Origin of the sequence: Pseudomonas sp. RU47 (assembly GCF_004011755.1) — a bacterium.
In the GTDB taxonomy this organism is placed as follows: Bacteria; Pseudomonadota; Gammaproteobacteria; order Pseudomonadales; family Pseudomonadaceae; genus Aquipseudomonas.
In genome coordinates this window covers 3,539,014-3,565,543 of the sequence record NZ_CP022411.1, presented here as the reverse complement: position 1 = coordinate 3,565,543, position 26,530 = coordinate 3,539,014, and the positions used below count along the sequence as shown (strand labels likewise).

The window sequence follows — 26,530 nt, the reverse complement described above, 5'->3', positions numbered from 1 at the left end:
ATGAGTTTCTCGAACAAGGAACAGGGTCAGGTCAAAGAAGCACTGCTGCCCTCGGCGAAAGATATCGACGCCTTGGTCCGCGCTGAACATCACGATCCTTTTTCCATTCTTGGCCCGCACGGCGATGGCGCTGGCGGGCAGTTCATTCGCGCCTATCTACCGGGTGCGTTGAGTGTCGTGGTGCTGGACAAGGACAGCGGCGAAGAACGCGGTCCACTGGAGCAGACCGAAACGCCGGGGCTGTTTGTCGGTCATTTCGATCAGGCGCGACCGTACCAGCTGCGCACGCGCTGGGCGGGCGGCGAGCAAGTCGCCGAAGACCCGTATAGCTTCGGTCAACTGCTCGGTGAAATGGATTTGTATCTGTTCGCCGAGGGCAATCACCGCGACCTCAGTGCGTGCCTCGGCGCCCAGCTGAAAACCGTGGATGGTGTCGACGGCGTGCGTTTCGCCGTGTGGGCGCCGAATGCCCGACGCGTGTCAGTGGTCGGTGATTTCAACGTCTGGGACGGGCGTCGCCATCCAATGCGCCTGCGTCACCCTTCGGGGGTCTGGGAGTTGTTCATCCCGCGCCTGCAAGCGGGGGAGTTGTACAAATACGAGATTCTCGGCGCTCACGGGATTCTGCCGCTCAAGGCCGACCCGATGGCGCTGGCTACCAGCCTGCCGCCGGATACCGCGTCGAAAGTCGCTGAGCCGCTGCAAATCGACTGGCAAGATCAGGACTGGATGAGCAGCCGACGCGACCGGCAGAAACACTCGGCGCCGCTGTCGATCTATGAACTGCATGCCGGTTCCTGGCAATGCGAGCTGGACGATCTGGGCGAAGTGGCGCGCCAGTACACCTGGCCGGAACTTGCTGAAAGGTTGATCCCGTACGTCAAGGAACTGGGTTTTACCCATATCGAACTGATGCCGATCATGGAGCACCCGTTTGGTGGCTCCTGGGGTTATCAATTGCTTTCGCAATTCGCGCCGAGCGCGCGCTATGGCTCCCCGGCGCAGTTTGCCGAATTCGTCGACGCCTGCCACCGGGCGGAGATCGGTGTGATCCTCGACTGGGTGCCAGCACATTTCCCCACTGATACTCACGGTATGGCGCAGTTCGACGGCACCGCGCTGTACGAGTACGGCAATCCGCTGGAAGGCTTCCATCAGGATTGGGACACGCTGATCTATAACCTGGGTCGTACCGAAGTGCACGGCTACATGCTGGCGTCGGGGCTGCACTGGTTGAAGCATTTCCATGTCGATGGTTTGCGCGTCGATGCGGTGGCTTCGATGCTCTATCGCGACTATTCGCGCAAGGCCGGCGAATGGGTGCCCAATCGTCATGGCGGCCGGGAAAATCTCGAAGCCATCGACTTTCTGCGGCACTTGAACGATGTGGTTGAACTGGAAGCGCCGGGTGCGCTGGTGATCGCCGAAGAGTCCACCGCGTGGCCGGGTGTCAGCCAAAGTACGCAGCAGGGCGGCTTGGGGTTTGCCTATAAATGGAACATGGGCTGGATGCACGATTCGCTGCATTACATCCAGCAGGACCCGGTGTACCGCGCGCATCATCACAACGAGTTGAGTTTTGGCCTGGTCTACGCTTGGTCCGAGCGGTTCATCCTGCCGATTTCCCACGACGAAGTGGTGCACGGCAAGCATTCGCTGATCGACAAGATGCCTGGTGATCGCTGGCAGAAATTCGCCAACCTGCGCGCCTATCTGAGTTTCATGTGGACCCATCCGGGCAAGAAACTGTTGTTCATGGGCTGCGAGTTTGGCCAGTGGCGCGAGTGGAATCACGATCAGCAGCTGGACTGGTATCTGCTGCAGTACTCCGAGCACAAAGGCGTGCAGAAACTGGTTGGCGATCTCAATCGGCTCTATCGCGAGGAGCCGGCGCTGCACGATCAGGACGACGCGCCGCAGGGTTTCCAGTGGCTGATCGGCGACGATGCGATCAACAGCGTTTATGCCTGGCTGCGCTGGAGCAAGGACGGTAAACCGGTGCTGGTGGTGGCTAACTTCACGCCGGTGCCGCGTCAGGCCTATCGCGTCGGTGTGCCGTTTGCCGGGCGCTGGACTGAATTGCTCAACAGCGATGCCGACACCTATGCCGGTTCCAATTACGGCAATGGCGGCGGGGCGTTTACCGAGGAAGTGCCGAGCCATGGCCAGTCGTTGTCGCTGGAACTGAATCTGCCGCCGTTGGCGGTGTTGATCCTCAAACCGGAGGGTTGATCCGAGACCGCGTCGCTGCCTTCGCGAGCAGGCTCGCTCCCACAGGGTAAATACATTCCAAATGTGGGAGCGAGCCTGCTCGCGAAGGCGCCAGTTCAGACACCTTCAAAATCCGGCTCAGCGCTCACCAACGCATCCGCACCCCAAGGCTGCCAATGATCCCGTTCAAATCATTGTCATCGACATCACTGCTGTAATCGGCACTGACATACAGACTCACCGCCGGTGTCACCCGCGCCACCAGGCCTAATCCCAGTTCGACGGTCGAGGACTTGCGGCTGCTGCTGATCTTGTCGACCTGATCCAGGGTCACGGTATTGCCGGTGTAAACGGTGTGCCAGAGGTTGGTGCGCACATAGGGTTCGACTGGCAGACCATTCAAATCGTAACTGCCTTTCAAGCGTGCGCCGACGCGGCCGCTCCACGCCGTCAGATCGGAGGAAGAGGCATTGCCCGAACCGGCGTAGGGCGTGTCGAGGGTGATGCGCTGATTGATCAATTGCGCCTGCGGTTCCACCACCCAGTTTTCACTCAAGCCAATCGGGAAGCCGCCTTCGACCGAGAAGGTCATGGCACTGCCTTCGGTGGCTTGCCGCGCGCCTTGGCCGTTGCGACTGAAGCCGCTGACCCGGCCGCCACTGGCGGATAAATCCACGTGCCAGCCCTGGGCGCCGATCAGGCTGTAATAGGCGCCAAGGCTTTGGCCTTGCAGATTGAGGGTGTCACTGTTCGGGTCTGCCAGGGCGCGGCTGGTAAGTGGGCCGTTGCCATTGGCTTGAATCTGGTTGAGACCACCAATCAGGCCGATTTTCTGGGTATGGCTACCACTTTGCAGAGTCAGCACGGCTGGCCCTTTGAAGTCGCCGCTGCCGGGTGTCGCGTAACCTGACGACAGCACGTCGGTCTGTGCCTGCCGGGCGCTTCTGCCGTACAACTCATCCCAGGCTGACGGAGCGAGGTCTTCGGTGATCAGGCGCGTGCCTTGCAGATCGGGGCGTGGACTGAAGCGTTGCGGGCCGGGCGTAATGACGGTGGCGGGCAAGGTCATGACCGGCACGTCCGTGCGATACCACGGGGTCGTTTCATCCGCCGCAGAACCGGCCTGCGCCTCCATGGATGAGCACAGCAAGATTGAACTCGACACTGTGCAGAAAGTGATTTTGATCTCGCGTGGGCTTATTGAAGTTTTCATGGAGGTCTACCTTGCAGGCGCATGCATTCTCTCTGTGTGGCGTCTCTCCTACCCCGAACGAGGGGCGACCGAATGGAGCGGGGCGAACTCTGACCGCTCGATTTCGCGAGTGTCCGAAGGCTCGTCCCGGGTAGTGATTCCGGGGGTAGTAAGGTAGAGATAAGAAGAGTCGCGCGTGCCCGTCAAGAAATTGAACGATGAGCGGTAGTGGCAAAACGGGCTTTGCAAGCGTTTGTTTTTCTGCACATAACTAAGTGGTTGTTTGTATGGAAAAACGCAGCCTAAGCCCCGACACAGAGGCATTCAGTTACCGACAGATGGTCTGTCGGTAACTTTCAACCAACGAACGAGCTGCCTCATTGCGTCCTGCATTGCTGTCACTATTGCGGCTACAGGTGCACTTCGACGGCCAGCGGCAGATGATCGGACAGATGCGTCCACGGCTTGTTGCCGAGGATCTGTGGGTCATGACTGCTGGCATTGCGCAGGTAGATCCGGTCCAGTCGCAGTAATGGAAAACGCGCCGGGTAAGTCTTGGCCGGGCGCCCGTGGTGACGCTCGAAGGCTTCGTGCAGATAGTCGCGACGGGCGAGGGCGACATTGCCCTGCAGCTGCCAGTCATTGAAATCGCCGGCGATGATCACCGGCGCATCATCAGGCAGGGATTCGAGCAACTGACAAAGCAGTTGCAGCTGCAATTGCCGATGGCTTTCCAGCAGACTCAGGTGCACACAAATCGCGTGGACCTCGGCGTGCCCCGGCACATCGAGCACGCAGTGCAGCAGGCCACGGCGTTCAGGGCCGGTGATCGACACATCGAGGTTGCGGTACTCACGGATCGGGTATTTCGACAGCAGTGCATTGCCGTGGTGGCCGTCGGGGTAGACGGCGTTGCGCCCATAGGCGAAATCGCTCCACATGCTGTCGGCGAGAAACTCGTATTGCGAGGTTTGCGGCCATTCGTGGTAACGACTGGAATGCCTTTCGTGTTCACCCACCACTTCTTGCAGAAACACCAGATCGGCCGAAGTGCTGCGCACCGCTTCACGCAGTTCCGGCAGGATGAAGCGCCGGTTGAGCGCGGTGAAGCCCTTGTGGGTGTTGACCGTCAGCACCCTGAGACGATGGATGACGGGCGCGTCGACAACATGACGCTTGGGATCGCTGGACACGTTCACTCCTCTGGATTGCGGGCCACTTGTTCATGCGACTGACGGGGAGGGGCGGCAGTTCCTTGCAAATCATGGTTGATGACAACCCAATTCCTGTGGGAGCGAGCCTGCTCGCGAAGGCGTCGGCAAATCCAATACATGAGTTGGTAGAACCACCGCGTTCGCGAGCAGGCTCGCTCCCACCCGAAACGGCGTCAGACAAACACGATTTCGTAGGGCAGGCGCATTCTTTCGAGAATCACCGGCGGCAGCATCGGCGCAATGCCGATCGCCGGTTCACCGTTGAGCTGGCTGGCGTAGGCGTGGGTGGCGTGGCTTTTGCGCGCGACGGTCCAGGTGTCGAGGCGCAGTTTGCGCGCGCGTTCCCAAGGGATCAGTTGCTGATCGCGTTCAGGCCAGTGCCAGGCCCACACCGGTACATCATGAAAGGTCGCTCCGGCCTGTTCAGCCGCTTGCGCACTAGCCCGGCCCACGGCTTCATGGTCGTCGTTGCCATCGCCGCGCCAGGTGCTGAACACCACGTCGCCGGGGCGCAGGTAGCGGCTGATGAATTCGGTCACTTGCGCCTGTTGTTCGCACAGGGCGTTGTCAGTGAAGCCACCGCGCACCCATTTCAGGCTGTGCATCGGCAGGCCGAGGCGGCGCAGGGCTTCGACGCTTTCCTGTGGGCGGAATACGCTAAGGCGTTTTTCCGACCATTGCCGCGAACCCGGATGGCTGGCGCTGCCGTCGGTGATCGAGAGCAATTGCAGCGGATGACCGAGGCTGGAGAGTAATTGCAGCAGGCCGCCGCAGGTGACCACTTCATCACCCGGATGCGGCGCGATGACCACGGCGCGGGCGCCGTCGGGCACCAGGCTGCGGGTATTGATGACGGGAATGTTGTCCAGTTGCGCGGCGCTGTTCCAGATTTGCGCAGACGAACTGCTGTCGCTGAGGGTTAACGGTTTCATGATATGACGTCCTTGTGTTGACTCGCCCTCAGTCGTGCGCGTGACAGTGATTGCCCGACGCTACCGACCCGTGAAGGCTGGTTGATTGCCCTGCGACGCTCCGAACCCTGGATTGCCGCGCAGCAGAGTATTGCTCATGAAGCGAAGTTCGTCGCGTCACAGATCAATCTGATCCGCTTTTTTTTGCTCCATCTGTGCCAGATTTCGCAGATAGTCACCAAAGCCTCCGCGCGCACGGCTGTCGAAGCGCGCGCTGGTGAGCACTTGCGGGCGATGGCTCCAAGCGATGTTGGCGCCGTCGAGTTCCAGCTCCCGCACCAATTGCACATCTTCGTCGCAGGCCAGCGGTTTAAAGCCTCCGGCCCAGCGGTAGGCGTCGGCGCTGATGCCCAGATTGGCACCGTGGATATGCCGATGGCCATCGCAGGCCCGGTAATGCCGGTGGTAGCGGATTTGCGCCGCGGCATCGAATGACTCGTGCCAGTGCTCGACGGTGACGGTACCGCAGACTGCGTCTGCACCCAACCCCAGTTGTGCCACCAGCCAGTCATCGGCGACGCGGCTGTCGGCGTCCGAACAGGAGATCCAGCGCGCGCCGCGCTCCAGCAACAGCTGTGCGCCAGCCGCGCGGGCCTGACCGACATTGCGCGCGTCGATGTGCAGGCTCAGCACCGGATAGCCGCTGACAATCTGCGCCGAGCGATCGGTGCAACTGTCGAGCACCACCAACACTTCGACGCGCTCGCCGGCCAGCAAGCCATGCCGGCTGGCGCGCATGGCCGCGCTGAGGCATTCGTCGAGCAGGTCTTCTTCGTTGTGTGCCGGGATCAGAATGCCGATCATCGCAAACCCTCCAGCGCCGCTACCGAGCGCGGTTCGCGGCTCCAGACTTCAAGAATGAAGTCCGCTTCCTGATGCAAAACCAGCCGTGGCAGCTGCAGTTTTTCGTGGATCAGGTCGTGAACCTGCCGGGCATTCAGCGGGCAGCCCTCGATGGGCGGACGCCAGTGACAAGCGAGGAACTGGCCGTCGGCAGTCAGACAATCACTGGCCCGACGGATCACTTCTGTCAGATCTTCGCCGTCGAGGTAGTAGCCGATCTCGCTAAATACAATCAGGTCGAATTTTTCCTCCGGCCAGTCGCCGGGAAGACGGTTTTGCCGCACTTCGGCGTGTTCGAACAGACTCAAACGCGTGCGCGCCAGGGTCACTGCGGCACTGGCAGTGTCGCAGCACAGCAAGCGATCGCAACGGGAGGCGAGTTCGGCGCTCAACTCGCCGTTGGCGCAGCCCGGTTCGAAGATCGCCCGATAGTGCGGACGCGGCAGGGCGGCGAGGGTGATCGCGCGTTTGCGTTGCTCGTACCAGCGCTCACGGAACGCCCACGGGTCGTCGTTACCGGCAAACAGGCCGTCGAAATAGCGATCCTCGACACTCATAGAAACACCACTTCGAAAGGCTGTAAGAGGCGATCGAGCACATACGGCGCGAGCACCGGGCCAAGTCCGGCGTCAGGATCGCCTTCCAGTTGACTGGCGAAGGCGTACACCGCGTGGCGCTTGCGTGCGACTTGCGCTGGCGTCAGGAGAATCTTGCGCGCCCGTTGCCACGGTACGAAGGCGTCTTCCGGGGTCGCCCAGTGCCACGTCCACACCGGCAATTCATGGCAGCTCGCACCGACCCGGCGCGCGGCTTCGGCACTGGCGCGGCCGACGGCTTCGTGGTCGCAATGGCCGTCCTCGCTCCACGTGGTGAACAGCACGTCGTCCGGGCGCAGATGACGTTCGATAAATTCGATCAACTCGCTTTCCTGCGCCGCGACCTGAGTGTCGGTGAAGCCGCCGCGCAGCCACTTCACGCGATGCATCGGCAGACCGAGTCGGCGCAGCGCTTCGGCAGACTCCTGTGGGCGCACCACGCTCAGTCGCTCCACCGGCCAACGACTGGAACCGGGGTGACTGGCGCTGCCGTCGGTCACCGAAATCAATTGCAAAGGCCGGCCAGCAGCCGCGAGCAATTGCAGCAAGCCACCGCAGCCGAGTACTTCGTCGTCCGGGTGCGGCGCGACAATGACTGCCCGTGCGCCCGGTGGCACCAGACTGAGGATGTCGATGCTGTCCAGCTCCGCCAGATGCCGCGAAGCCTGCCATTGATGCAGGCTCGTGCCCTGACCGACAATCGGATTGGTTTTCATAGCGCCCATGCCTCCGCGGATTGCCCGGCAACCATTTGCCCGAGCGCCGCCAGATCACGTTCGGCATGACTCTGACGCAAGAACACCGGCAGGTCGGCGCTGAGCCGGGCAAAGTGGCGATCCTTGCAAAACGGCCCGGCGCCGAGGGCGCGGCCGACCTCACGCATTACCTGTTCGGCTGACTGCTCGACCACCGCACGGGCCCGACGGGCGAGCAATTCGGCGTTGTCCTCGGGGTGTGCATCGATGTGCAGGGCGCTGAAACGCAGCACATCGGCGGCCGCCTGCAAGGCACTGTCGACCGCGCCGAGATGGGCGAGGGCGTGCGGTTCCGGGCGTTGCCCACAATGGTTGCGCAACGCTTCGGCAATTTGCCGCGCGGCGCCGTACCAGCATGCAGCAATGCCGATCCCGCCCTGCCAGAAACCCGCACGTTGCAGATAGTCGCCGGGGTTGCCGATGGCCTGTGCTTCGGCGCCGTCGAACAGCACTTCAACGCTGCCGGTGGCGCCCATGCCCACGGCTTGCCAGCCTTGCTCGGTGATGGTCACGCCCGGTTGGTCGAGGGCGACGGCCACCAGTTGTTGCTGATCATCGGCATCCCACGCGGTGAGCAAGGCATGGCTGAGCACGGCGGCGCCGGAGCACCACGCCTTGCGTCCGTGCAGCGCGACCATGTGCCCGGCCGGACTGACCTTGACCCGTGCCTGCGGCGGTTCCGCTGCCCACATGCCCCAAGTGCTGCCCGGTGTCGGCGTACCGCCCAATTGCTCGATGATCGCCAGTGCGTCGGTATGACCTTCGAACAATTTGCACAAACCCAGATCATGCCCACCGACCTCGGCCAGCCGCTGAAAGCGTTCCAGCGTGTGACCGCTGCCCGGCAACGGCAACCGATCCAGCCCGGCCTCGACCAGCGCCCGCAGGCAATGGCCGAGGGCTGCGGTGTGCGGATAATCCGCTGGACGTCGGGTCAGATAACTGTGCAGATCCATATCAATCTTCTTCATCACGTTGCAGTTCGAACAGCAGCAGCGAGCGCCCGGTGACCGAGTATTGGTGACCGAACTCGAAACGTTCCTGACCGCGAATCGACGGCTGATTGGTGTCGACCATGCATGTCCAGAATCCACCGTCGGGTACTTCCGGCAGGGTGAAGTTGACGATGTCGTGGTGCGCGTTGACCACCAGCAACAGCGTCGCATCCGCGCCTTTGCGGCGAATCCCGGTTTCCTGGGCGCGACCATCGAGCAGCATGCCCAGGCAACGGTTGTGCGCGTCGTGCCAGTGTTCGGTGGTCATCTCGGTGGCGTCCGGTGCCAGCCAGGTGACGTCCTTGACGCCGATGTCCTCGTTGTACTCGCCGACCAGAAAACGCCCGCGACGGAGGATCGGATAGGTCAGGCGCAACTTGATCAGACGTTTGACGAACTTCAGCAGTGCCTTGCCGTCCTCGCTGAGGTCCCAGTTGACCCAACCGATCTCGCTGTCCTGGCAATAGGCGTTGTTGTTGCCGTCCTGGGTGCGGGCGAATTCGTCGCCGGCGACAATCATTGGCGTGCCTTGAGCGAGCAGCAGGGTGGCGAAGAAGTTGCGCATCTGCCGATGGCGCAGGGCATTGATTTCCGGATCGTCGGTCGGGCCTTCGACGCCGTGGTTCCACGACAGATTGTTGTTGCTGCCGTCCTGATTGTTCTCGTCGTTGGCTTCGTTGTGCTTGTCGTTGTACGAGACCAGATCGTTGAGGGTGAAACCGTCGTGGGCGGTGATGAAGTTCACCGACGAATACGGCCGCCGCCCACGCTGATTGAACATCTCGCCGGAGGCGGTCATGCGGCTGGCAAAATCGGCGACCTGACCGTCGTCGCCTTTCCAGAAGGCGCGCACGGTGTCGCGGAACTTGTCGTTCCACTCGACCCAGCCCGGTGGGAAGTTACCCACCTGATAGCCGCCGGGGCCGCAGTCCCACGGCTCGGCGATCATTTTCACCTGACGCAGCACCGGGTCCTGGCGGCAGGCGACGAGGAAGCTGTGACGTTCATCGAAGCCATCGTGATAGCGGCCGAGAATGGTTGCCAGATCGAAACGGAAACCGTCGACATGCATCTCACTGGCCCAGTAACGCAACGAGTCGGTGACCATTTGCAGCACGCACGGGTGGCTCAGGTCCAGCGTGTTGCCGGTGCCGGAATCGTTGATGTAGAAGCGCTTGTCGTCGGGCATCAAGCGGTAGTAGGAGGCGTTGTCGATGCCGCGCATCGACAGGGTCGGGCCTTGTTCGTTGCCCTCGGCGGTGTGGTTGTAGACTACGTCGAGGATCACTTCGAGATTGGCTTCGTGCAGGTGCGCGACCATCTCCTTGAACTCGGCGATCTTGCCGCTGGCCAGATAACGCGGGTCCGGGGCGAAGAAGGCGATGCTGTTGTAGCCCCAGTAATTGGTCATGCCTTTGTGCAGCAGATGCTGGTCGTTGACGAAGGCGTGGATCGGCAGCAGCTCGACCGTCGACACGCCGAGCTTGCGGATGTGTTCAAGCACATCGTCGACCATCAACCCGGCGAAGGTGCCGCGCACGTTCTCCGGTACCGACGGGTGGCGCATGCTGATGCCGCGCACGTGGGTTTCATAAATGATGGTCTTGTCCCACGGCACGCTGACGCGGTGGTCATTGCCCCAGGTGTGCGCCGGGTCGATGACTTTGCACTTGGGCACAAACGGTGCGCTGTCGCGTTCATCGAAACTGAGGTCGGCGTCGGGATGGCCGATGGTGTAGCCGAACAGCGCTTCCGACCATTTCAGTTCGCCAACCAGTTGCTTGGCGTAGGGATCGATAAGCAATTTGTTGTGGTTGAAGCGGTGACCGTTGGCCGGGTCGTAAGGGCCGTAGACACGGTAGCCGTAGATCAGCCCCGGATGCGCATCGGGCAGGTAGCCGTGGTAGATCTCGTCGGTGTATTCCGGCAGTTCGATGCGCTCCAGTTCGACTTCGCCGGCGTCGTCGAAGATGCACAGTTCGACTTTGGTGGCGTTGGCGGAAAACAGCGCGAAGTTGACCCCCAGACCATCCCAGGTCGCACCGAGCGGGAAGGGCAGGCCTTCACGGATTCTCGACGGCTCGGCGTGCGCGGTGGGCTCGGCTTTTTTTGGACGGGTCATGATTGCTCCTGCAAAACGGGTAATTTCTGGGCTTACACATCCCCCTGTAGGAGTGAGCCTGCTCGCGATAGCGGTCTATCAGGCGACATCAATGTTGAATGTCAGATAGCTATCGCGAGCAGGCTCACTCCTACAGGGGATTGGTGGGTTTCTTGAGGACGAACGCGCCCTCGGTGGCGAGCGAGCCCGCCACACATTCATTCAGTTCAATAATCCGGTTAGCGTCAGATCGCTGAAGGCTTTCGCGGCGCTCGGGGCTTTTTCTCAGCGGCTTTTTCGCCCGGGGGAATCACTTTGGCGGCGCTGGCCGGTTTGGCCTTGGCCGCCGGTTTCGGTTTGGCGGCCGGCGCTTTGACCTCGGCAGTCTTGCCCGCGGTTTTGCTGCCAGCGGCTTTCGGTGGCTTCTTCGGCGCCAGCGCTTCTGCTTCAGCCAGTTTGCGCGCCATCTCCCAATGGCGTGCTTCCTGACCGTCGGGCTGACCTTCCGATTCCCAGATTTGATAGGCGAATTCGCGAATGCGTTTATCGTCGGTACTCATCGCAATGCTCCTGAACTGAACTCGTGCTTACGTTAAGTGTTGGATAAAGAGATTGACCGGGACATCCCCCAGCGCGTCGCTGATATTCAGCTCCCTGTTTTTTGTGACTGCTGTGCTTGAAAAAAGTCCCTTCAGGTTTGTGTCAGAGGCGGCGAACGGTAAAACCACCCGCGTATCGCCCCAGCGCAGCGCATCGACCTGAGGTACAGCACCGTTTTCCAGCAAGTTTGCGCAACGGATCGGCACGATCACGATGGCCTGCTTGCCCTCGTGCTCACGGGCAAACGCGAGCACGTTGTGCGCCTGACTGCCGAGCACTTCCAGGGGCTGGTAGCTGCCCCGGCGGAACAACTCGGCATGCTCGACACGCAGGTTCAGCACTTGGGCGATCAAGCCTTGCTTGATGCGTCCGTCACGCCAGTTCGCCAGCAACTCCACAGGTGGTAATGGCTCCTGCAAGGCGTGTTCACGAGCGGCGTAATCCACCGGCCGGCGGTTGTCCGGATCGACCAGACTGAAGTCCCAGAACTCGTTGCCCTGATACAGATCCGGCACCCCCGGCACGGTCATGCGCAGCAAGGTTTGCGCCAAACCATTAAGCGCCCCGGCAGCGGCGATGCTGTTGACGGTCTTGCTCAGCGCGGCGCGCAGCAGTTCGCCTTCCTCTCCGGTGAGGAGTTTTTCGGTGAACGCCTGCGCGGCGTTTTCATAGGCTTCGTTCGGTGCGCTCCAACTGCTTTGCAGCTTGGCCTCACGCAGGGCTTTCTGCTGCCATTGCCAGATACGTTTGGCGTAGTCGGCTGCTCCTGCCTGATCGTCATCGCGCAATTGCAACGGCCAACTGCCGAGCAACGCTTGATAGAGGATCAGCTCATCGCCGGTCGAAGGCATCTGATCGTCAACCCGAACAGGACGGGCGAGGGCGCGCCACAATTCGATCTGCTCCGCATACCAATGACTGCGCTCGCTGAGCACGGCCAGACGCGCGCGGGTGTCTTCACCGCGTTTGTGATCGTGGGTGGCGGTGGCCAGCAAGTTGTCGGGGAACTCGTTCAGCCGTTGCTGATTGACCGCGTGAAAGTCGCTGACCGGGGCACTGAACTGCTCGGTGTTGTAGCCGACGTCATTGCGCGACAGCAGCACGGCCGAGCGATACAGCGCGGTGTCTTCCACGGCTTTGGCCGCCGCCGGTGAAGTCAGTTGCTGAAAGCGTACGCAGGCGTGTTTGAGGATTTTGCGTGAACGCCCGCGCGGTTTGTGCCGCCATGGCGTGCCACCGAGCCACGCAGCGACACAGTCGAGTACCGGCCAATCGGCTTCGCTGAGGGTTTGCCGCGCACCGTCCATGGCCTGCTGGAAAAATCTTTCGTCCTGTTCGGAGCGACCCATCGCGCTGATGTAGGTGCGGTATACCGGGAAATGCACGATCAACGCCTGCAACACCCGGCGGATCGCGCCGAGTGTCAGGTCGCGAGTCATCAGGTCATCGCGGGCGACTTGCAGCAGCGCTTGGGCGACGCTTTCGCAATCGCTGGCCAACGAACCGTTGAGGATCTGCTGGCGCGCCAGTTGTGCTTCTTCGATGAAAGCAGCCGGGCGTTCGGTGCGGCGTTGCCAGAGGTCACCGAGTACGTGTTCGCCATCGGGATCGTGCTGCAGCAGCGACAGCTGATTCATGAACTCATAACCGGTGGTGCCGTCCACCGCCCAGTCGCGGTGCAGGGTTTCGCCGGCACCGAGGATCTTCTCGACGTAGATCGGCAAGTGCCTGCCCGGTGCCAGCAGATCGACACGCCGGCGCAGTTTTCGGCAATAGCCACGCGGGTCGGCGAGGCCGTCGATGTGGTCGATGCGCAAGCCGTCGACCAGCCCTTCGGCGATCAACTGAAAGATCTTGCCGTGGGTGGCCTCGAACACCGCCGGACGTTCAACGCGCAATCCACCGAGTTCGTTGATGTCGAAGAAGCGCCGCCAGTTGATGTCATCCGCTGCGGTGCGCCAACTGGCCAGGCGATAGCTCTGACGCTCCAGCAACTGATGCAGTTTGTGGAAGCCTTCTTCGCTGGTTGAGTCGTAATGCTTCAGGCCATTTTCAATGGCTGCAGCGATTGACGGATCCGTCGCCATTTGCCGCAATTCTTCTTTCAGCGGCATCGCCAGCGAGTGGGCATCGGTCTGATAACTGAGGGTGCTGAAGCGATCGGCCAGTGGTTTCAGCGCTTCTGCGGATTTGAGCAACTCACCGTAGTCATTCGGGCAGATCGGGAAGTGATGGTCGTAGTGCTCGACGTAAAAGCTGCCAGTGTGTGGGTTGAATAGCAGTTTCAGTGTGCCGTCCTGCAGCGCGACGCCGTAATCGCTGCCAAGAAACGGCAGCAACAATTGGCCTTCCATCAACGGGTCGGGCGAGTGCCACTGAATGTCGAAGAACTCACCGTAAGGGCTCAGCCGCCCCCACTCCAGCAGATCGAGCCACCACGGGTTGTCGCTGCCACCGACGGCCATGTGGTTGGAGACGATATCGAGGATCAGCCCCATGTTGTGTTCGCGCAGGGTGCTGACCAAACGCCGAAGCGCCGGCTCGCCGCCAAGCTCCGGGTTGACTTGGGTCGGATCGACTACGTCATAGCCGTGCATGGAACCGGCCCGCGCCGCGAGTAGCGGCGAGGCATAAATGTGGCTGATGCCGAGCCGGGCAAAGTACGGCACCAACGGCACCGCTTGTTCGAGGCTGAAACCTTTATGAAATTGCAGCCGCAGGGTCGCCCGCAGGGGCTGGATAAGCGTTTGATTCATTGGTCACGCTCGGCAGCCTGGAGACGCGCACAGGCCAGCAACTCCAGACGTCGCGCCGCATCGGCGCCGTCGAGCAGCGCCTCACTGGTGCCGGGCAAGCGCCGCGACCAGTTTGGATGGGTGTCGATGGTACCCGGCAGATTCGCCTGTTCGTTGATGCCCAGCGCATCTTCCAGCGGCAACAGCACCAATGGCGCGCGGGTGTGACCGAGGAAGCGCACAGCGGCATCGACCACTTGATCGGCCTCGTGGGATTCCTCGCGAAAGTTTTGCGGGTCCTGGCTCAAGGCGCTGCGCAAACCTTCGCGCTCACGCTGACGATGATGCCGCCATTCGATTTCACCGTTGGCGTCGACAAAACCCAATCGAGCATTCCAGTCGATATCGCGGCCATGCCACCAGCCGTTGAGCGTTGGCAGATCATGGGTACTGGTCGTTGCCAGCGCGTTGTCCGGCCAGTCGAGGATTGGTTTGAAATGGGTGTTGTCCTGCTCGAACAGCAACACGCGCATGCCGAGCATGGAGCGGGCGATGAGCTTTTCGCGCAGACCATCAGGCACGGTGCCGAGGTCTTCGCCGAGGACGATAGCCTGGTGGCGATGCGACTCAAGGGACAGCAACCGCAGCAAGTCATCGACCGGGTAATACAGATACGCACCATCGGCAGGTGCCGAGCCGTTGGGAATCACCCACAGCCGTTGCAGGCCCATGACATGGTCAATTCGCAAGCCGCCAGCATGGGCGAAGTTTGCCCGCAGCATGTCAATGAACGCACGGAAACCATTGCGGATCAGGCCTTCCGGCGAGAACGCGGAAATCCCCCAGCCTTGCCCGGAGCGATTGAGAATGTCCGGCGGCGCACCGACGGTCAGCGAGGCGAGCAGTTCATCCTGAAAACTCCAGGCCTGACTGCCGGCACCGTCGGCACCCACCGCCAGATCGGCGATCAGGCCGATGCCCATACCGGCGCTGCGTGCGGCGGTTTGCGCGCGTTCCAGACAACGGTGGATCAGCCATTGGCAAAATGCGAAGTAGCCGATGCGCTCGGCGTATTCTTCGGCAAAGGCTTCCAGCGACGCGCCGCGCGGGTCGTGCCAGTGTTCCGGCCACTGACGCCAGTCGAGGTTTTCGCCACGGGCGGCGCGCATTTCCTGAATTGCTTCGAAACGGCAGTGGTTTTCCAGTGCTTCACCGCCGGCATGGCGGAAACTGGCGAAGTCCGGGTGCAGCGGGTGGTCACCAGCGATGAAGCCTTCGTACAAGGCTTGCAGGAGTTTTTGCTTGGCGTCGGCGGCGCTCGGCCAGTCGATCAGTTTCAGGTCTTCGAGTTGCGCGAACTGTTCAGTCAGACCTGCCGCGTCGATCGCATCACGCAAGGCGCGTTCACCGAGAATCGCGCCCGGTGCGGCATACAGAGAATTGAGGAACAGCCGACTGGACGGCGAATAAGGGCTGTAGCGTCCGGTATCGGCGCTGAACATCGCGTGCAACGGGCTGATCGCCACGGCATCGGCGCCGCGCTCACCGGCCACACGGACCAGATCTTCCAGTGCTTGAGTGTCGCCGAAACCGCCGTCACCGGCGCGGCGCAAGGCATACAGTTGCGCACTCAGGCCCCAGACGCGGGGAATCGGATTACCCACCGCATCGCCGACGCTGAAGCAGCGCTCCGGGGCCACGGCCAGGGTGAAATACTGATCGCTGATGTGTACTTGTTGATAGCCGACCGGGATCAGCCCCGGCAACACCGCTTCGCTGTCCAGTTTGAGGTTCAGGCGTGAACCGTCTTCAAGGTGAATTTCACACGGGGTTTCAGGCGCAAAGTAACGCCCCAGATCAAGGCCGACCCCGACATCGCTGGTCAGCAGCGGCGGCAGATGGCGGTCTTGTTGTACGGCTTGCAGTTCCAGCAGGCTGGCGTCGATTTCCTGCGCCGTGCTGGCAGGGTGACCGAGGCCGATAAGCACATTGCGCAGCACCGCCGGAGCGACTTTTTGCGGGCGGCCGTTGGCGTCGATCCAGTCGACGGCAAGGCCGGCGCGGCTTGCGAGAATTTCCAGTTGCGCATCGCTCATAGGCGCTCTCCATCCAGAGGTTGCAAAGGGGTTGCGGCCGTGAGGCTGACAAGCGCGCAATACGCGGGCAGTACGCCCGATTCCGATAGATCGACGGTGGGTGGCTGCTGAAACAACCACACGGCCTCGGTCTGTGGAGGGTTGACCACTGGCGTGTCGCTGAGGTTCAGGTCAATTCGCAGCTCACTGCCATTGCCCAGGCGCCAGCGTGCACTGACCGCGCCATAACCGAGCATATGGGCACCGAGCGCTTGCGTGCCGGACAGATGGGGAATGATGTATTGATGGCGAAATTGCAGGAGCTTCTGGTACAGCGCGAGGCTTTCCTGCTGTTTTGCACTGCCATGGCCAATCAACCTTGGCTGCGAGGTGTGGAAGGTTTTTTCGGCATTCGGGTCGGGAATCCGTTCACGCTTGTGCGGATCGGTGAAGGCACTGAACGCGGCAAATTCGTTGCGCCGGCCCTCGCGTACCAACTCCGCCAGTTCGCCGTGGTGACTGGTGAAAAACAGGAACGGCTGCTCGGCGGCGAATTCATCGCCCATGAACATCAGCGGAATCATCGGTGACAGCAGCAATAGCACCGTCGCTGCCTGCACGGCGCGCGGATCGGCCAGATGATGCAGGCGCTCGCCGAACGCGCGGTTGCCGATCTGATCGTGGTTTTGCAGAAACAGCACGAACGCGGTCGACGGCAGGTGTTCGCTGGGCTCGCCGCGTGGTTCGCCATGGCGGGTGATGTGGCCCTGGAACACAAACCCCTGACTCAGGCAACGCACCAATTGTTCGGTGGGTTGCGCGGCGTAGTCGGCGTAATAGGCGTCGGTTTCGCCGGTGAGCAGGACGTGCAGGGCGTTATGGCCGTCGTCGTTCCACTGCGCGTCGTAGTCGTATTCGAGCAGGCTCGACTGGTTGAGTTCGTTTTCCACGGTCAGCCAGACATGCCGGCTCGGGTCGATCTGCGCGCGGATGCGCTGGGCCATTACCGTGAGGAAGTCCGGGTCTTCGATGGCATGCACGGCGTCGAGGCGCAGTCCGTCGAAGCGATACTCGAGCAACCACATCAACGCGTTTTCGATGAAAAATTCGCGCACTTCGTCGCGACGGAAATCGATCGCCGCGCCCCACGGCGTGTGTTTGTCCTCGCGGAAAAAGCCTTTGGCGTAACGATGCAGGTAATTGCCGTCAGGGCCGAAGTGGTTGTAGACCACATCAAGAATGACGGCCAAGCCATGACCGTGGGCGCTGTCGATCAGGTGCTTGAGTTGTTCCGGCGTGCCGTAGGAGGCTTGCGGGGCGTAGGGCAAAACACCGTCGTAGCCCCAATTGCGGTCGCCGGGGAACTGCGCCAGCGGCATCAGCTCGATGGCGGTGATGCCCAGACCCGCGAGGCGCGCCAGATGTTGTTCGACTTCAGCGAACCCCCCGAGCGCACCGACGTGCAGCTCGTAGATCACCGCTTCGCTCCACGGCCGACCGTGCCAGGCAGTGTGTCGCCATTGATAAGCCAGCGGATCGACCACCACGCTGTGGTGCTCGAGGTCGCCATCCTGCGCTCTGGAAGCCGGGTCGGGCACCTCCAGTTCGCCGTCGATGTTGTAGCGGTAACGCGTGCCCGCCGGACAGCGGGTCTTGATCACAAACCAGCCGTCTGCCTGAGGCAGCATTGGCAGGGACTGGCCGTTTTCAAGTTCGACACTGACGTAAAAAGCATCCGGTGCCCACAGCGCGAACTGTGTGTGTTCGGCGTCCAGCATGATCGCGCCGTGGGGCCAGGTTTCAGTAGACCGTAACGGCATCGTGGTGAACCTCCCTGGTTATTTGTGGTGAGCTTTACCCAGCGCCTTGGCCACCAGTTGTTCGTAGAGTTCGGCGTACGGTTCAACCGCTTTGCACCAGTTGAACGGTGCAGCCATCGCCCGGCAACGCATGGCATTGAGCAGTTCGGGAAAAGCGAAGACCTTGAACGCGCGACTGAGGGCTTCCTGATAGCTTTCGGCGGTGGATTCATCGAAGAGGAAACCGGTGACGCCGTTTTCAATGGTGTCGGCCAGCCCGCCAGTGTTGCGCGCTACCGGCAGCGAGCCGAAACGCTGGGCGTACATCTGGCTCAAACCGCAAGGCTCGTAACGCGAGGGCATCAGCAGGAAATCGCTGCCGGCGAACATGCGGCGGGCGTCGGTTTCATTGAAGCCAATGCGCACGCCAATTTGCCCGGGAAAGCGCAGCGCCAGTTCACGCATGGCTTGTTCCTCTTCCGGTTCGCCACGACCGATGATGGCGATCTGGCCGCCGTTTTTAACGATGTACTCGGATACCGCTATCGTCAGGTCCAGACCTTTTTGATAAACCAGTCGCGACACCACGGCGAACAACGGGCCTGCTGAGTCATTCAATTCAAACAGCTCACGCACATGCGCGGCGTTGACCGCTTTGCCTTCCCAGTCACCCATGGCGAACGGTGCGAACAGGTGCGGATCGGTGGCGGCGTCCCAGCTCTCGTCGATGCCGTTGGGGATACCGCTGAGCAAGCCTTGCTGGGTCTTGGCGGCGAGAAAACCGTCGAGGCCGCAGCCGAAATCCGGGGTGGTGATTTCCTGCGCATAAGTTGCGCTGACCGTGGTGATGTGGCTCGAATAGGCCATGCCGGCCTTGAGGAACGACATCTTGCCGTAGAACTCCATGCCTTCCTGCTGCAGGGCATGGTTGGGAATCCCCAGTTCAGGGCAGGAACCGAGGCTGGTCACGCCTTGATAGGCGAGGTTGTGAATGGTGAACAGGGTCGGCGTGCGCTGCCCGCGCCAGTGCATATAAGCCGGGGCGAGGCCGGCCGGCCAGTCATGGGCGTGCACCAGATCCGGGCACCAGTGAATTTGTGCGAGGTTGGCGGCGATGTCGGCAGCGGCCAGGCCGAGGCGGGCGAAACGAATGTGATTGTCCGGCCAGTCGCGACCGTTGTTGGCGCCGTAGGGCGAGCCTTCGCGCTCGTAGAGTTCAGGGCAGATCAACACGTAGATGACCAGACCGTCCGGCATGTCCATGCGCCCGATCTTGCACGGTGGCAATGCGGCGTGGCCGCCGAGTTCGCCGATGATGTGGATCGGATTCTCGCTGTGCATCACTTGCGGGTAACCGGGGATCAGCACGCGAACATCGTGCAGATGGGCCATCGCGCGGGGCAGGGCAGCGGAGACGTCGCCCAGACCACCGGTTTTCACCAGATCGGCGATTTCCGAAGTCACGAACAACACTTTTTTCTTGTTGGGGTTCTGGCTCGCTACCGGAGTCAGCGTTTTGGTGCCGGGGACGTTGATCTGTCGGCTGCCGGGAACACTGACGGTGCTCGATTCACCAACCGCCTGCTGAGCACGCTCTCCCTGAATATCCAATGCCGCACTGATCATATGAATCTCCCGTATCGTTGATCTGATTCTTGTCTTGAACAAGCGATGTCCATGGCCAAATCCTGTGGCCGGGCGCAAACGCGCCACGCATCGGTGAGCAAACGCTACCCAACACGCGCAAGCAGAATGGGTGAACGGGCCGTTGCAAGGATTGCACCAGTCGCTTTGGCCCTGCCTTTCAGATGACCCGCCGCTTTGCGCAAAAGTTTCGAGTTTTTTTCCGCAATGTGACCGACAGGTCGTACCCCGAAAAAACCAGTCTAGGCCAGATCCTAGAGCGGGCCAGAGCAAATGGGTAAATTGTTCGACAATCGGTTGGCGGTCGGTGCAAACCTTACTTTGTTGGGGCAAACGCACCGACGAAGTGCAGGTTTTTCTGCGAGGGAGGGCCAAAACGGTGACTGGGTGGTCACGATTTTGTGCTAGCGAGGAGGGCGGTTGCACTGTTGTGGTGCGGGCAGTTTGCTGATGGGGTGACTGTTATGACGCTATCGCGAGCAGGCTCACTCCTACAGTTGAAATGCGTTCCCCTGTAGGAGTGAGCCTGCTCGCGATAGCAATAGTGACTTCACCCTCTATTTGCAGAGAAGGGTCAGTTCAACAGGCGAACCGGATCCCCAGCCGCCCAAGCCTGAACATCCTCGATCATCTGCGAAAAGAACTGCTCATAGTTCTGCCGACTGACATACCCGACATGCGGCGTCGCCAACACATTGTCGAGTGTGCGAAACGGGTGCATGGCCGGCAGCGGTTCCTGCTCGAATACGTCCAGTGCGGCCCCGGCGATCTGCTGTTTCTGCAAGGCCTTGATCAGCGCGGCTTCATCGACAATCGGCCCGCGCGCGGTGTTGACCAGCAGGGCCGTCGGTTTCATCCAGCCCAGCGCCTGCGCATCGACCAGCCCGCGACTGCGCTCGCTGAGCACCAGATGCACCGACAGTACGTCAGCCTGCTCGAACAGTGCCTGCTTGTTCACGTACGTCACGCCCACTTGTTCAGCTCGTTCTGCCGTGAGGTTTTCGCTCCAGGCAATCACTCGCATGCCGAACACCTGGCCGAACTGGGCGACGCGCTGGCCAATGCTGCCCAGGCCGAGAATCCCGAGGGTCTTGCCATGCAGGTCGCCGCCCAGACCCTGTTGCCAATGGCCTGCGCGCAGGGAGTTGGCCTCATTCACCAGATTACGCGTCGCTGCCATGATCAGCGCCCAGGTCAACTCCGGCGCGGCATGCTTGTAACTGTCAGTGCCGCAGACCGTGATGCCCAGTTTTGCCGCTGCTTGCATGTCCAGCGCCGCGTTGCGCATGCCGCCGGTGACCAGCAACTTGAGATTGGGCAAGCGCTTGAGCAGGTCTTCATCGAAACGCGTGCGTTCGCGCATCACACAGATCACCTGATACCGGCCGAGACGCTCGGCCAATGTGGCGTTGTCGGCCGGGTAATCATGCTCGAACGTCACTTCACCAAGGCTATCGAGTACTGACCAGTCGACCACATCGCGGGCCACGTCCTGCCAGTCATCGATTACTGCAATCTGCACCGCCATCAGCCTTACCTCATCAACGAACGGGATTGGATGTATTCAGCCAGTCGAGCAGGGCCTTGTGGAACTGCGCCGGCTCTTCCATTTGTGGCGCGTGACCCATGCCGGGAAATTCCACCAGCGTCGACTGCGGGATCAGCTTGGCCACTTGTTTGCCGAGCACCTCATAGTGACCGATTTTCGCTTTCACCTCAGGCGGCGCGAGGTCCTTGCCGATGGCGGTGGTGTCGGAGGTGCCGATCAGCAGCAGGGTCGGCATCTTCAGGTCCTTGAATTCGTAGTACACCGGCTGGGTGAAAATCATGTCGTAGATCAGCGCCGAGTTCCACGCCACTTGCGTCTTGCCCGGGCCTTTGCTCAGGCCGGCGAGCATGTCTACCCAACGGTCGAATTCCGGTTTCCAGCGGCCGTCGTAATAGGTGGTGCGTTCATAGTCGCGAATGCCTTGGGCACTGACTTTCAGTTCGCGCTGATACCACTGATCCACCGTGCGATAGGGCACGCCAAGGGCTTTCCAGTCTTCCAGACCGATTGGGTTGACCAATGCCAATTGTTCGACCTGTTCCGGGAACAACAAGGCATAGCGGGTGGCGAGCATGCCACCGGTGGAGTGGCCGAGCAGCGTGGCTTTCTGAATGCCCAGCGCTTTGAGCAATTGTTGGGTGTTGGTCGCCAATTGCTGGAAGCTGTATTGATAATTGTCGGGTTTGCTCGAGGTGCAGAAGCCGATCTGATCCGGCGCGATCACCCGGTAACCGGACTCGCTCAAGGCCTTGATCGAACTGTCCCAGGTGGCTGCGCAAAAATTCTTGCCGTGCATCAGCACCACGGTGCGGCCATTGGCCTTGCCATGAGCGGCGACGTCCATGTAACCCATTTGCAGGGATTTGCCCTGAGACTGAAACGCAAAGTGTTTAAGCGTGTAAGGGTATTCGAAGCCTTGCAGTTCGGGACCGTAGGCCGGGCCTTCAGGCGTTGCTTCGGCTGGCGCGGCAGCCTGCGCAGACAAGGGCAGGGCGGCGCAGAGGAACAGGGAGGGGAGCCAACGGGAAAACGTGACAGACATAAGGTCAAACTCCGTTTGAAATCGGCCGATGCTGGAACGGCTGGATTATGGCGACGTTAAACACAGGCAATGCCTGCGCCTGATCGTTCAACCGAGCCAGCCCAGGGTCAGCACGGCCAGCACGCCATAGCGTGCACCTTTGGCCAGGGTGACGATCAACAGAAACCGCCCGAGCGGCTCGCGCATGACACCGGCAATCAGCGTCAGTGGATCGCCGATGATTGGCAGCCAACTGAGCAGCAACGACCAATGCCCGTAGCGCTCATAGTGTTTGCGCGCCTTGGTCATGTGCGCGGGGCTGACCGGAAACCAGCGCCGATCCTGAAAACGCTCGATGCCACGGCCCAGCCACCAGTTGACCAGCGAGCCGAGTACGTTGCCCAGCGTCGCGACGGCCAGCAATCCCCACAGCCAGTAGCGATCACTGGCGATCAGCCCGACCAGCAATGCCTCGGACTGCAGCGGCAACAAGGTCGCTGCACCGAACGCGGCAAGGAACAGCCCGAAGTAAGCCGCGCCGATCAATGGGCCGGGTAGTCCGCCACCACGACATCAGCGCCATCCTTCTTCAGGCCGATGACCTGATAAGCATCGCTCATGCCGTCCATTTCCATGCCCGGCGAACCCATCGGCATGCCCGGTGCGGCCACGCCGAGCAGGTCGTCACGCTTGCTCAGGGCCAGCACTTGTTCTGCCGGCACATGGCCCTCGACGAATTTGCCGTTGATGATTGCGGTGTGGCACGAGGCCAGACGCGGCGGAACGCCATGTTGTTGCTTGAAGCTGCTCATGTCGCTTTCAACGTGATCGTCGACTTTGAAACCGTTGGCTTCGAGGTGGCTGATCCATTTTTTGCAGCAGCCGCAGTTGGCATCGCGGTGCACTTCGATCGGGATCAGATCGGCGGCCTGGGCCAGGGAGGAAATGAACAGGGCGCTCAGGGCGACCAGACGCAGGTGGGTTCGCATAGCGGGTCCTCGGCTCGGGTGACGGTCAAAAAGAACGCATTTTGAACGGTTTTTTCCGCCAGGCATCAACGCAATGTTTCCAGTTGTTGCAAGGCAGGCTGGCACGATGATCGTAGATCAAGGCTGACAGGTTGCTGAGCGCGAGATGACAAAGTTGTCAGGTGGCCACATCTGGCGATGGTGTGAACGCCGTCGAACCCTGTGGGAGCGAGCCTGCTCGCGAAGGCAGTGTGTCAGGCACTGGATGCAGTGACTCAAATGACGCTTTCGCGAGCAGGCTCGCTCCCACAGGGGTTATCGGGTTGGCAGAAATTCCTGCATGAATCAGCGGACTTTGAAACGCCCCATGATCGCGCTCACCCGGCTATTGGCCTCGAGCAACTGGTGGGTGTTGAGCTCGCTGGCTTTGCCGCTCTGCACCAGTTCATCGACCATGTGACGGATCTGCACCATGCTGCGGTTGATCTCTTCGGTGACGGCGCTTTGCTGCTCGGCGGCGGTGGCGATCTGGGTGCTGAGGCTGTTGATATGGCTGACCGAACCGGCCATTTCATCCAGACCCGAGTTGACCCGTGCGGTGGCATCGGCGGCGGACTGGCAACTGGCCTGGGTGTTTTCCATGGCGCTGACCGACGAACTCACGCCCTGCGTCAGGCGCGTCAACATCTCGTTGATTTCCGAGGTGCTGGCCTGCGTGCGCGCGGCGAGGGCGCGGACTTCATCGGCAACCACGGCAAACCCCCGGCCCTGTTCACCGGCGCGAGCTGCTTCGATTGCGGCGTTGAGCGCCAACAGGTTGGTCTGGCCGGCGATCGCGCCGATCACCCCGAGTATTTCGGTGATGCGTTGAGCGTCCTGCTGCATGTTTTCAACTTTGTGTGTAGCACTGGCCACTTCATCGATCAGCGCCACGACACTGTTGGTGGCTTCGCCCACGACCACGCGGGAACGGTCGGCGTTTTCGTTGGCGCGCTGTGTGAACGCTGCGGTTTCGGCGGCATTCTGCGCAACGCTTTCTGCGGTCGAACTCATCTCGGTGATAGCGGTAACGGTCTGGTCGGTTTCCGAGGCGTGACGCAGGAGGATCTGGCTGGTGTGCGCCGAGGTACGTTGCAGGTTGTCGAGGCTCGACGCCATGGCGCCGGTGGCCTGGGTGACTTCGCCGATCATGTTCTGCAGGTAGGCGATGAAGGTGTTGACCGAGTGGCCGATGGCGCCGAGTTCATCTTCGGCGCGAATGGTAATGCGCCGGGTCAGGTCGGCATCGCCGCTGGACAGCAAGTCGATATTGGCTTTCAACGCTTTCATGCGCTGCACCAACTGGCGAATCGCATAGACCTGCAACAGCACCAGCAGGATCACCAGCGGAATCTGCAACAGGCTCAGGGTGCTGAGGACGTCATCACGCTGGGCCGTGAGCATTTTTGTCGGCAGGGCGGTGGCGAGGAACCACGGCGTGCCTTCAATCGGGCGCATGAAGAAGGTGCTGGCATCACCGTTGTTGTTGAACTCGACGCGCTGAGCCTGATCGCGGTTTTGCAGGCCGGCTTTGACCTGGCTGGCAAAGGTTGAAGTGGCGGCCAGTTCGCTGATGTTCTTCAGCACGATCGGGCCACTGATGCGTGAACTGTTACTGATGATCTTGCCGTCGGCTTCAACGATGAGCATTTCGGCGTTGAGGTCTTTTTCCTTGCGCGCCACCAGATCGTTGAAAAAGCCGAGGGTGACGTCGATGGTCGACACGCCCCAGGCACTGCCGTTTTTCTGGATGGCCATGGCGCAGTTGGTGCGCGGCTCGGCACTGGCGTCATCTTTGTATGCGGCCGCCCAGGCACATTGGCCGCGTGGTGTGGCCATGCCGCCCTTGTACCAGCTCTGGTCGTAATAGTTGGGGGCTGCGTCACTGTTCCAGAATGTATTCACCGCCAGTTTGCCCGAGGCATCGCGGTGCCAGAACGTACTGAATTTGTTGCGCCCAGCTTCACGCTGCCCCGGCAGCGGCCAGATCCCGCCGCCGAACACCTTCAACTCGCCGTACTGATCGACCAGGCCTGGCAACACCGTGTCGATGGCGGCGCTATCGAGCAACGGAATCGTCTGGGTGATGCTGCGCTGTTGCGCCTGCACTTTGTTCAACTCGCCCTGAATCTGCTCGGCCACTTCGGCGATGCGGTTGAGGACCACCTGTTCTTCGGTCTGACGCAGTTTGGGGGCGACCAATTGGCTGATGCCGACCACGGTCAACACCGACAGCAGCAGGATGAACAGAACCAGAAACAGCGTGTAGCGAGCCGAAATAGTACGGAATGCGGGCATGGAAACCGGTCCTTGAGCAGCGTTTCTTATTAGGGGGCAGGGGTAAAACAGTGCGGGTATCCACAGCGTATCGTCGATGTGCCGGGAACCTTTAGGTACTGGCGTCCTAAAAAACACCGGTGCCGATGACTGGTCGGTATCAGACCCGATACAGGTGCTGTGGCTAACGTGCCTGATCGCGAGAAAAAGTCATTTTCGTTGCATTGGCATGACAGCTCTGGGTCAAGGTTTACGGGCTGTTTTGCTTTTGTATCGAGAATGTACAAGAATTGTAAAAATGTGCAGAAAGAGGTTGGTGCCATCAGTTCGCCCGCTGATACTCGCGGCCATTGATGGCATTGCCCACGGAATTTTTATGGTTTTTCACAGGGAGTCTTCTCATGACGATCGGTAACGTTGGCGGCTGGCAGGCCAAGGCAGGACTTCTGGTACGCGACACCGGCGCAAAGAAACAAGTCAGCCAGAGCGTCAAAGTGCAGCAGATGCTCAACATGGTCGGCAACGATCCCAACGCGCTGAACACTGCCGAAATGGACAAGCAGGGTATGCGCAAAGCGATCAAGGGCTTCGATCCGGCGAATGTTTCGGTAAAACAATTGGGTAATCTGAGCGAGATGCTGCGTAGCCGCGGGTTGATCTCCGAGGTCACCTCGTTCACGTTGAAAGCCGCCGGGGACAAGTTCGACCGTTTTGGCGTGACCAAAGACATCGACGCGAAATTCAACGCACTGGAATATTTCGCCACCCAACTCGACGCGATCCAGAACAATGGTCTCAATGGCAATGCCTACGGCAAAAACCTGATTCCCGAGTTCAAGAAAGCGATCTACGTCCTGCAGAACCTGAAGAACTATGGTGATGGCAACGCGCCTAAACCGGTCGATCAGGGCGTCAAGGCCAAGGCGTAAGCTGATCAGTTGTCGC

19 protein-coding genes and 2 pseudogenes are annotated in these 26,530 nt (G+C 60.8%); 2 read left to right on the top strand and 19 right to left on the bottom strand.

All coding sequences use genetic code 11. The features are described from left to right. On the top strand, positions 1 to 2,232 hold the full coding sequence (gene glgB, locus CCX46_RS16090; RefSeq protein WP_127927990.1) for a 1,4-alpha-glucan branching protein GlgB: 2,232 nt from the start codon (positions 1 to 3) through the stop codon (positions 2,230 to 2,232). Positions 2,233 to 2,356: 124 nt separating this feature from the next. Here glgB and CCX46_RS16085 read toward each other — a convergent pair whose 3' ends face one another. The 19 genes and pseudogenes from CCX46_RS16085 to CCX46_RS31160 form a co-directional block, all read right to left on the bottom strand. After that, complete coding sequence (locus CCX46_RS16085; protein WP_127927988.1) at positions 2,357 to 3,424, bottom strand: autotransporter domain-containing protein; 1,068 nt, start codon at positions 3,422 to 3,424, stop codon at positions 2,357 to 2,359. A gap of 389 nt (positions 3,425 to 3,813) precedes the next feature. Beyond that, complete coding sequence (locus CCX46_RS16080) at positions 3,814 to 4,596, bottom strand: endonuclease/exonuclease/phosphatase family protein (RefSeq protein ID WP_127927986.1); 783 nt, start codon at positions 4,594 to 4,596, stop codon at positions 3,814 to 3,816. Between the two features lie 194 nt (positions 4,597 to 4,790). Then, complete coding sequence (locus CCX46_RS16075; protein WP_127927984.1) at positions 4,791 to 5,549, bottom strand: PIG-L deacetylase family protein; 759 nt, start codon at positions 5,547 to 5,549, stop codon at positions 4,791 to 4,793. 156 nt (positions 5,550 to 5,705) lie between these two features. Then, the gene (locus CCX46_RS16070) at positions 5,706 to 6,392 is read right to left on the bottom strand and encodes a glycosyltransferase (RefSeq protein ID WP_127927982.1); all 687 of its coding nucleotides are present in this window, start codon (positions 6,390 to 6,392) and stop codon (positions 5,706 to 5,708) included. Further along, positions 6,389 to 6,988 (bottom strand): SAM-dependent methyltransferase, encoded by a 600-nt coding sequence (locus CCX46_RS16065; protein ID WP_127927980.1) that lies wholly within the window; start codon positions 6,986 to 6,988, stop codon positions 6,389 to 6,391. Before CCX46_RS16065 ends, CCX46_RS16070 begins: the two co-directional genes overlap by 4 nt. Beyond that, positions 6,985 to 7,743, bottom strand: a complete 759-nt coding sequence (locus tag CCX46_RS16060) for a PIG-L deacetylase family protein (protein WP_127927978.1) — start codon at positions 7,741 to 7,743, stop codon at positions 6,985 to 6,987. Before CCX46_RS16060 ends, CCX46_RS16065 begins: the two co-directional genes overlap by 4 nt. Further along, the gene (locus CCX46_RS16055) at positions 7,740 to 8,738 is read right to left on the bottom strand and encodes an acyl-CoA dehydrogenase family protein (RefSeq protein WP_127927976.1); all 999 of its coding nucleotides are present in this window, start codon (positions 8,736 to 8,738) and stop codon (positions 7,740 to 7,742) included. The genes CCX46_RS16060 and CCX46_RS16055 overlap by 4 nt, the downstream gene beginning before the upstream one ends. A gap of 1 nt (position 8,739) precedes the next feature. After that, positions 8,740 to 10,899, bottom strand: coding sequence for a glycogen debranching protein GlgX (gene glgX, locus CCX46_RS16050; protein WP_127927974.1), 2,160 nt, complete (start codon positions 10,897 to 10,899; stop codon positions 8,740 to 8,742). Positions 10,900 to 11,123: 224 nt separating this feature from the next. Next, positions 11,124 to 11,438, bottom strand: coding sequence for a DUF2934 domain-containing protein (locus CCX46_RS16040; protein WP_127927970.1), 315 nt, complete (start codon positions 11,436 to 11,438; stop codon positions 11,124 to 11,126). 27 nt (positions 11,439 to 11,465) lie between these two features. Beyond that, positions 11,466 to 14,234: a malto-oligosyltrehalose synthase gene (locus tag CCX46_RS16035; protein ID WP_127927968.1), complete on the bottom strand. Its 2,769-nt coding sequence runs from the start codon at positions 14,232 to 14,234 to the stop codon at positions 11,466 to 11,468. Continuing rightward, positions 14,231 to 16,309 (bottom strand): 4-alpha-glucanotransferase, encoded by a 2,079-nt coding sequence (malQ, locus tag CCX46_RS16030; protein ID WP_127927966.1) that lies wholly within the window; start codon positions 16,307 to 16,309, stop codon positions 14,231 to 14,233. Before malQ ends, CCX46_RS16035 begins: the two co-directional genes overlap by 4 nt. After that, positions 16,306 to 18,108 carry a malto-oligosyltrehalose trehalohydrolase gene (gene treZ / locus CCX46_RS16025; RefSeq protein ID WP_127927964.1) on the bottom strand — a complete coding sequence of 601 codons (1,803 nt, stop codon included), beginning with the start codon at positions 18,106 to 18,108 and terminating at the stop codon, positions 16,306 to 16,308. Before treZ ends, malQ begins: the two co-directional genes overlap by 4 nt. A gap of 18 nt (positions 18,109 to 18,126) precedes the next feature. Continuing rightward, positions 18,127 to 19,713 carry a glycogen synthase GlgA gene (gene glgA / locus CCX46_RS16020; RefSeq protein ID WP_127927962.1) on the bottom strand — a complete coding sequence of 529 codons (1,587 nt, stop codon included), beginning with the start codon at positions 19,711 to 19,713 and terminating at the stop codon, positions 18,127 to 18,129. Positions 19,714 to 20,305: 592 nt separating this feature from the next. Beyond that, complete coding sequence (locus CCX46_RS16015) at positions 20,306 to 21,259, bottom strand: D-2-hydroxyacid dehydrogenase family protein (protein WP_127927960.1); 954 nt, start codon at positions 21,257 to 21,259, stop codon at positions 20,306 to 20,308. A gap of 13 nt (positions 21,260 to 21,272) precedes the next feature. After that, entirely contained in the window at positions 21,273 to 22,322 is a 1,050-nt protein-coding gene (locus CCX46_RS16010) for an alpha/beta fold hydrolase (RefSeq protein ID WP_127927958.1), read from the bottom strand. An 87-nt stretch (positions 22,323 to 22,409) separates the two neighbouring features. Continuing rightward, positions 22,410 to 22,844: a YqaA family protein gene (locus CCX46_RS16005; protein ID WP_127930407.1), complete on the bottom strand. Its 435-nt coding sequence runs from the start codon at positions 22,842 to 22,844 to the stop codon at positions 22,410 to 22,412. Continuing rightward, entirely contained in the window at positions 22,844 to 23,290 is a 447-nt protein-coding gene (locus tag CCX46_RS16000; RefSeq protein ID WP_038368994.1) for a DUF411 domain-containing protein, read from the bottom strand. The genes CCX46_RS16005 and CCX46_RS16000 overlap by 1 nt, the downstream gene beginning before the upstream one ends. A 324-nt stretch (positions 23,291 to 23,614) precedes the next feature. Further along, positions 23,615 to 24,142, bottom strand: a pseudogene (locus tag CCX46_RS31165) (methyl-accepting chemotaxis protein); the annotation flags it as partial. Positions 24,143 to 24,475: 333 nt separating this feature from the next. Further along, positions 24,476 to 25,606, bottom strand: a pseudogene (locus tag CCX46_RS31160) (HAMP domain-containing protein); the annotation flags it as partial. Positions 25,607 to 25,986: 380 nt separating this feature from the next. On the opposite strand from CCX46_RS31160, the gene CCX46_RS15990 reads away from it, so the two are divergent. After that, positions 25,987 to 26,514: a hypothetical protein gene (locus CCX46_RS15990; RefSeq protein WP_127927954.1), complete on the top strand. Its 528-nt coding sequence runs from the start codon at positions 25,987 to 25,989 to the stop codon at positions 26,512 to 26,514. Positions 26,515 to 26,530: the final 16 nt, after the last annotated feature.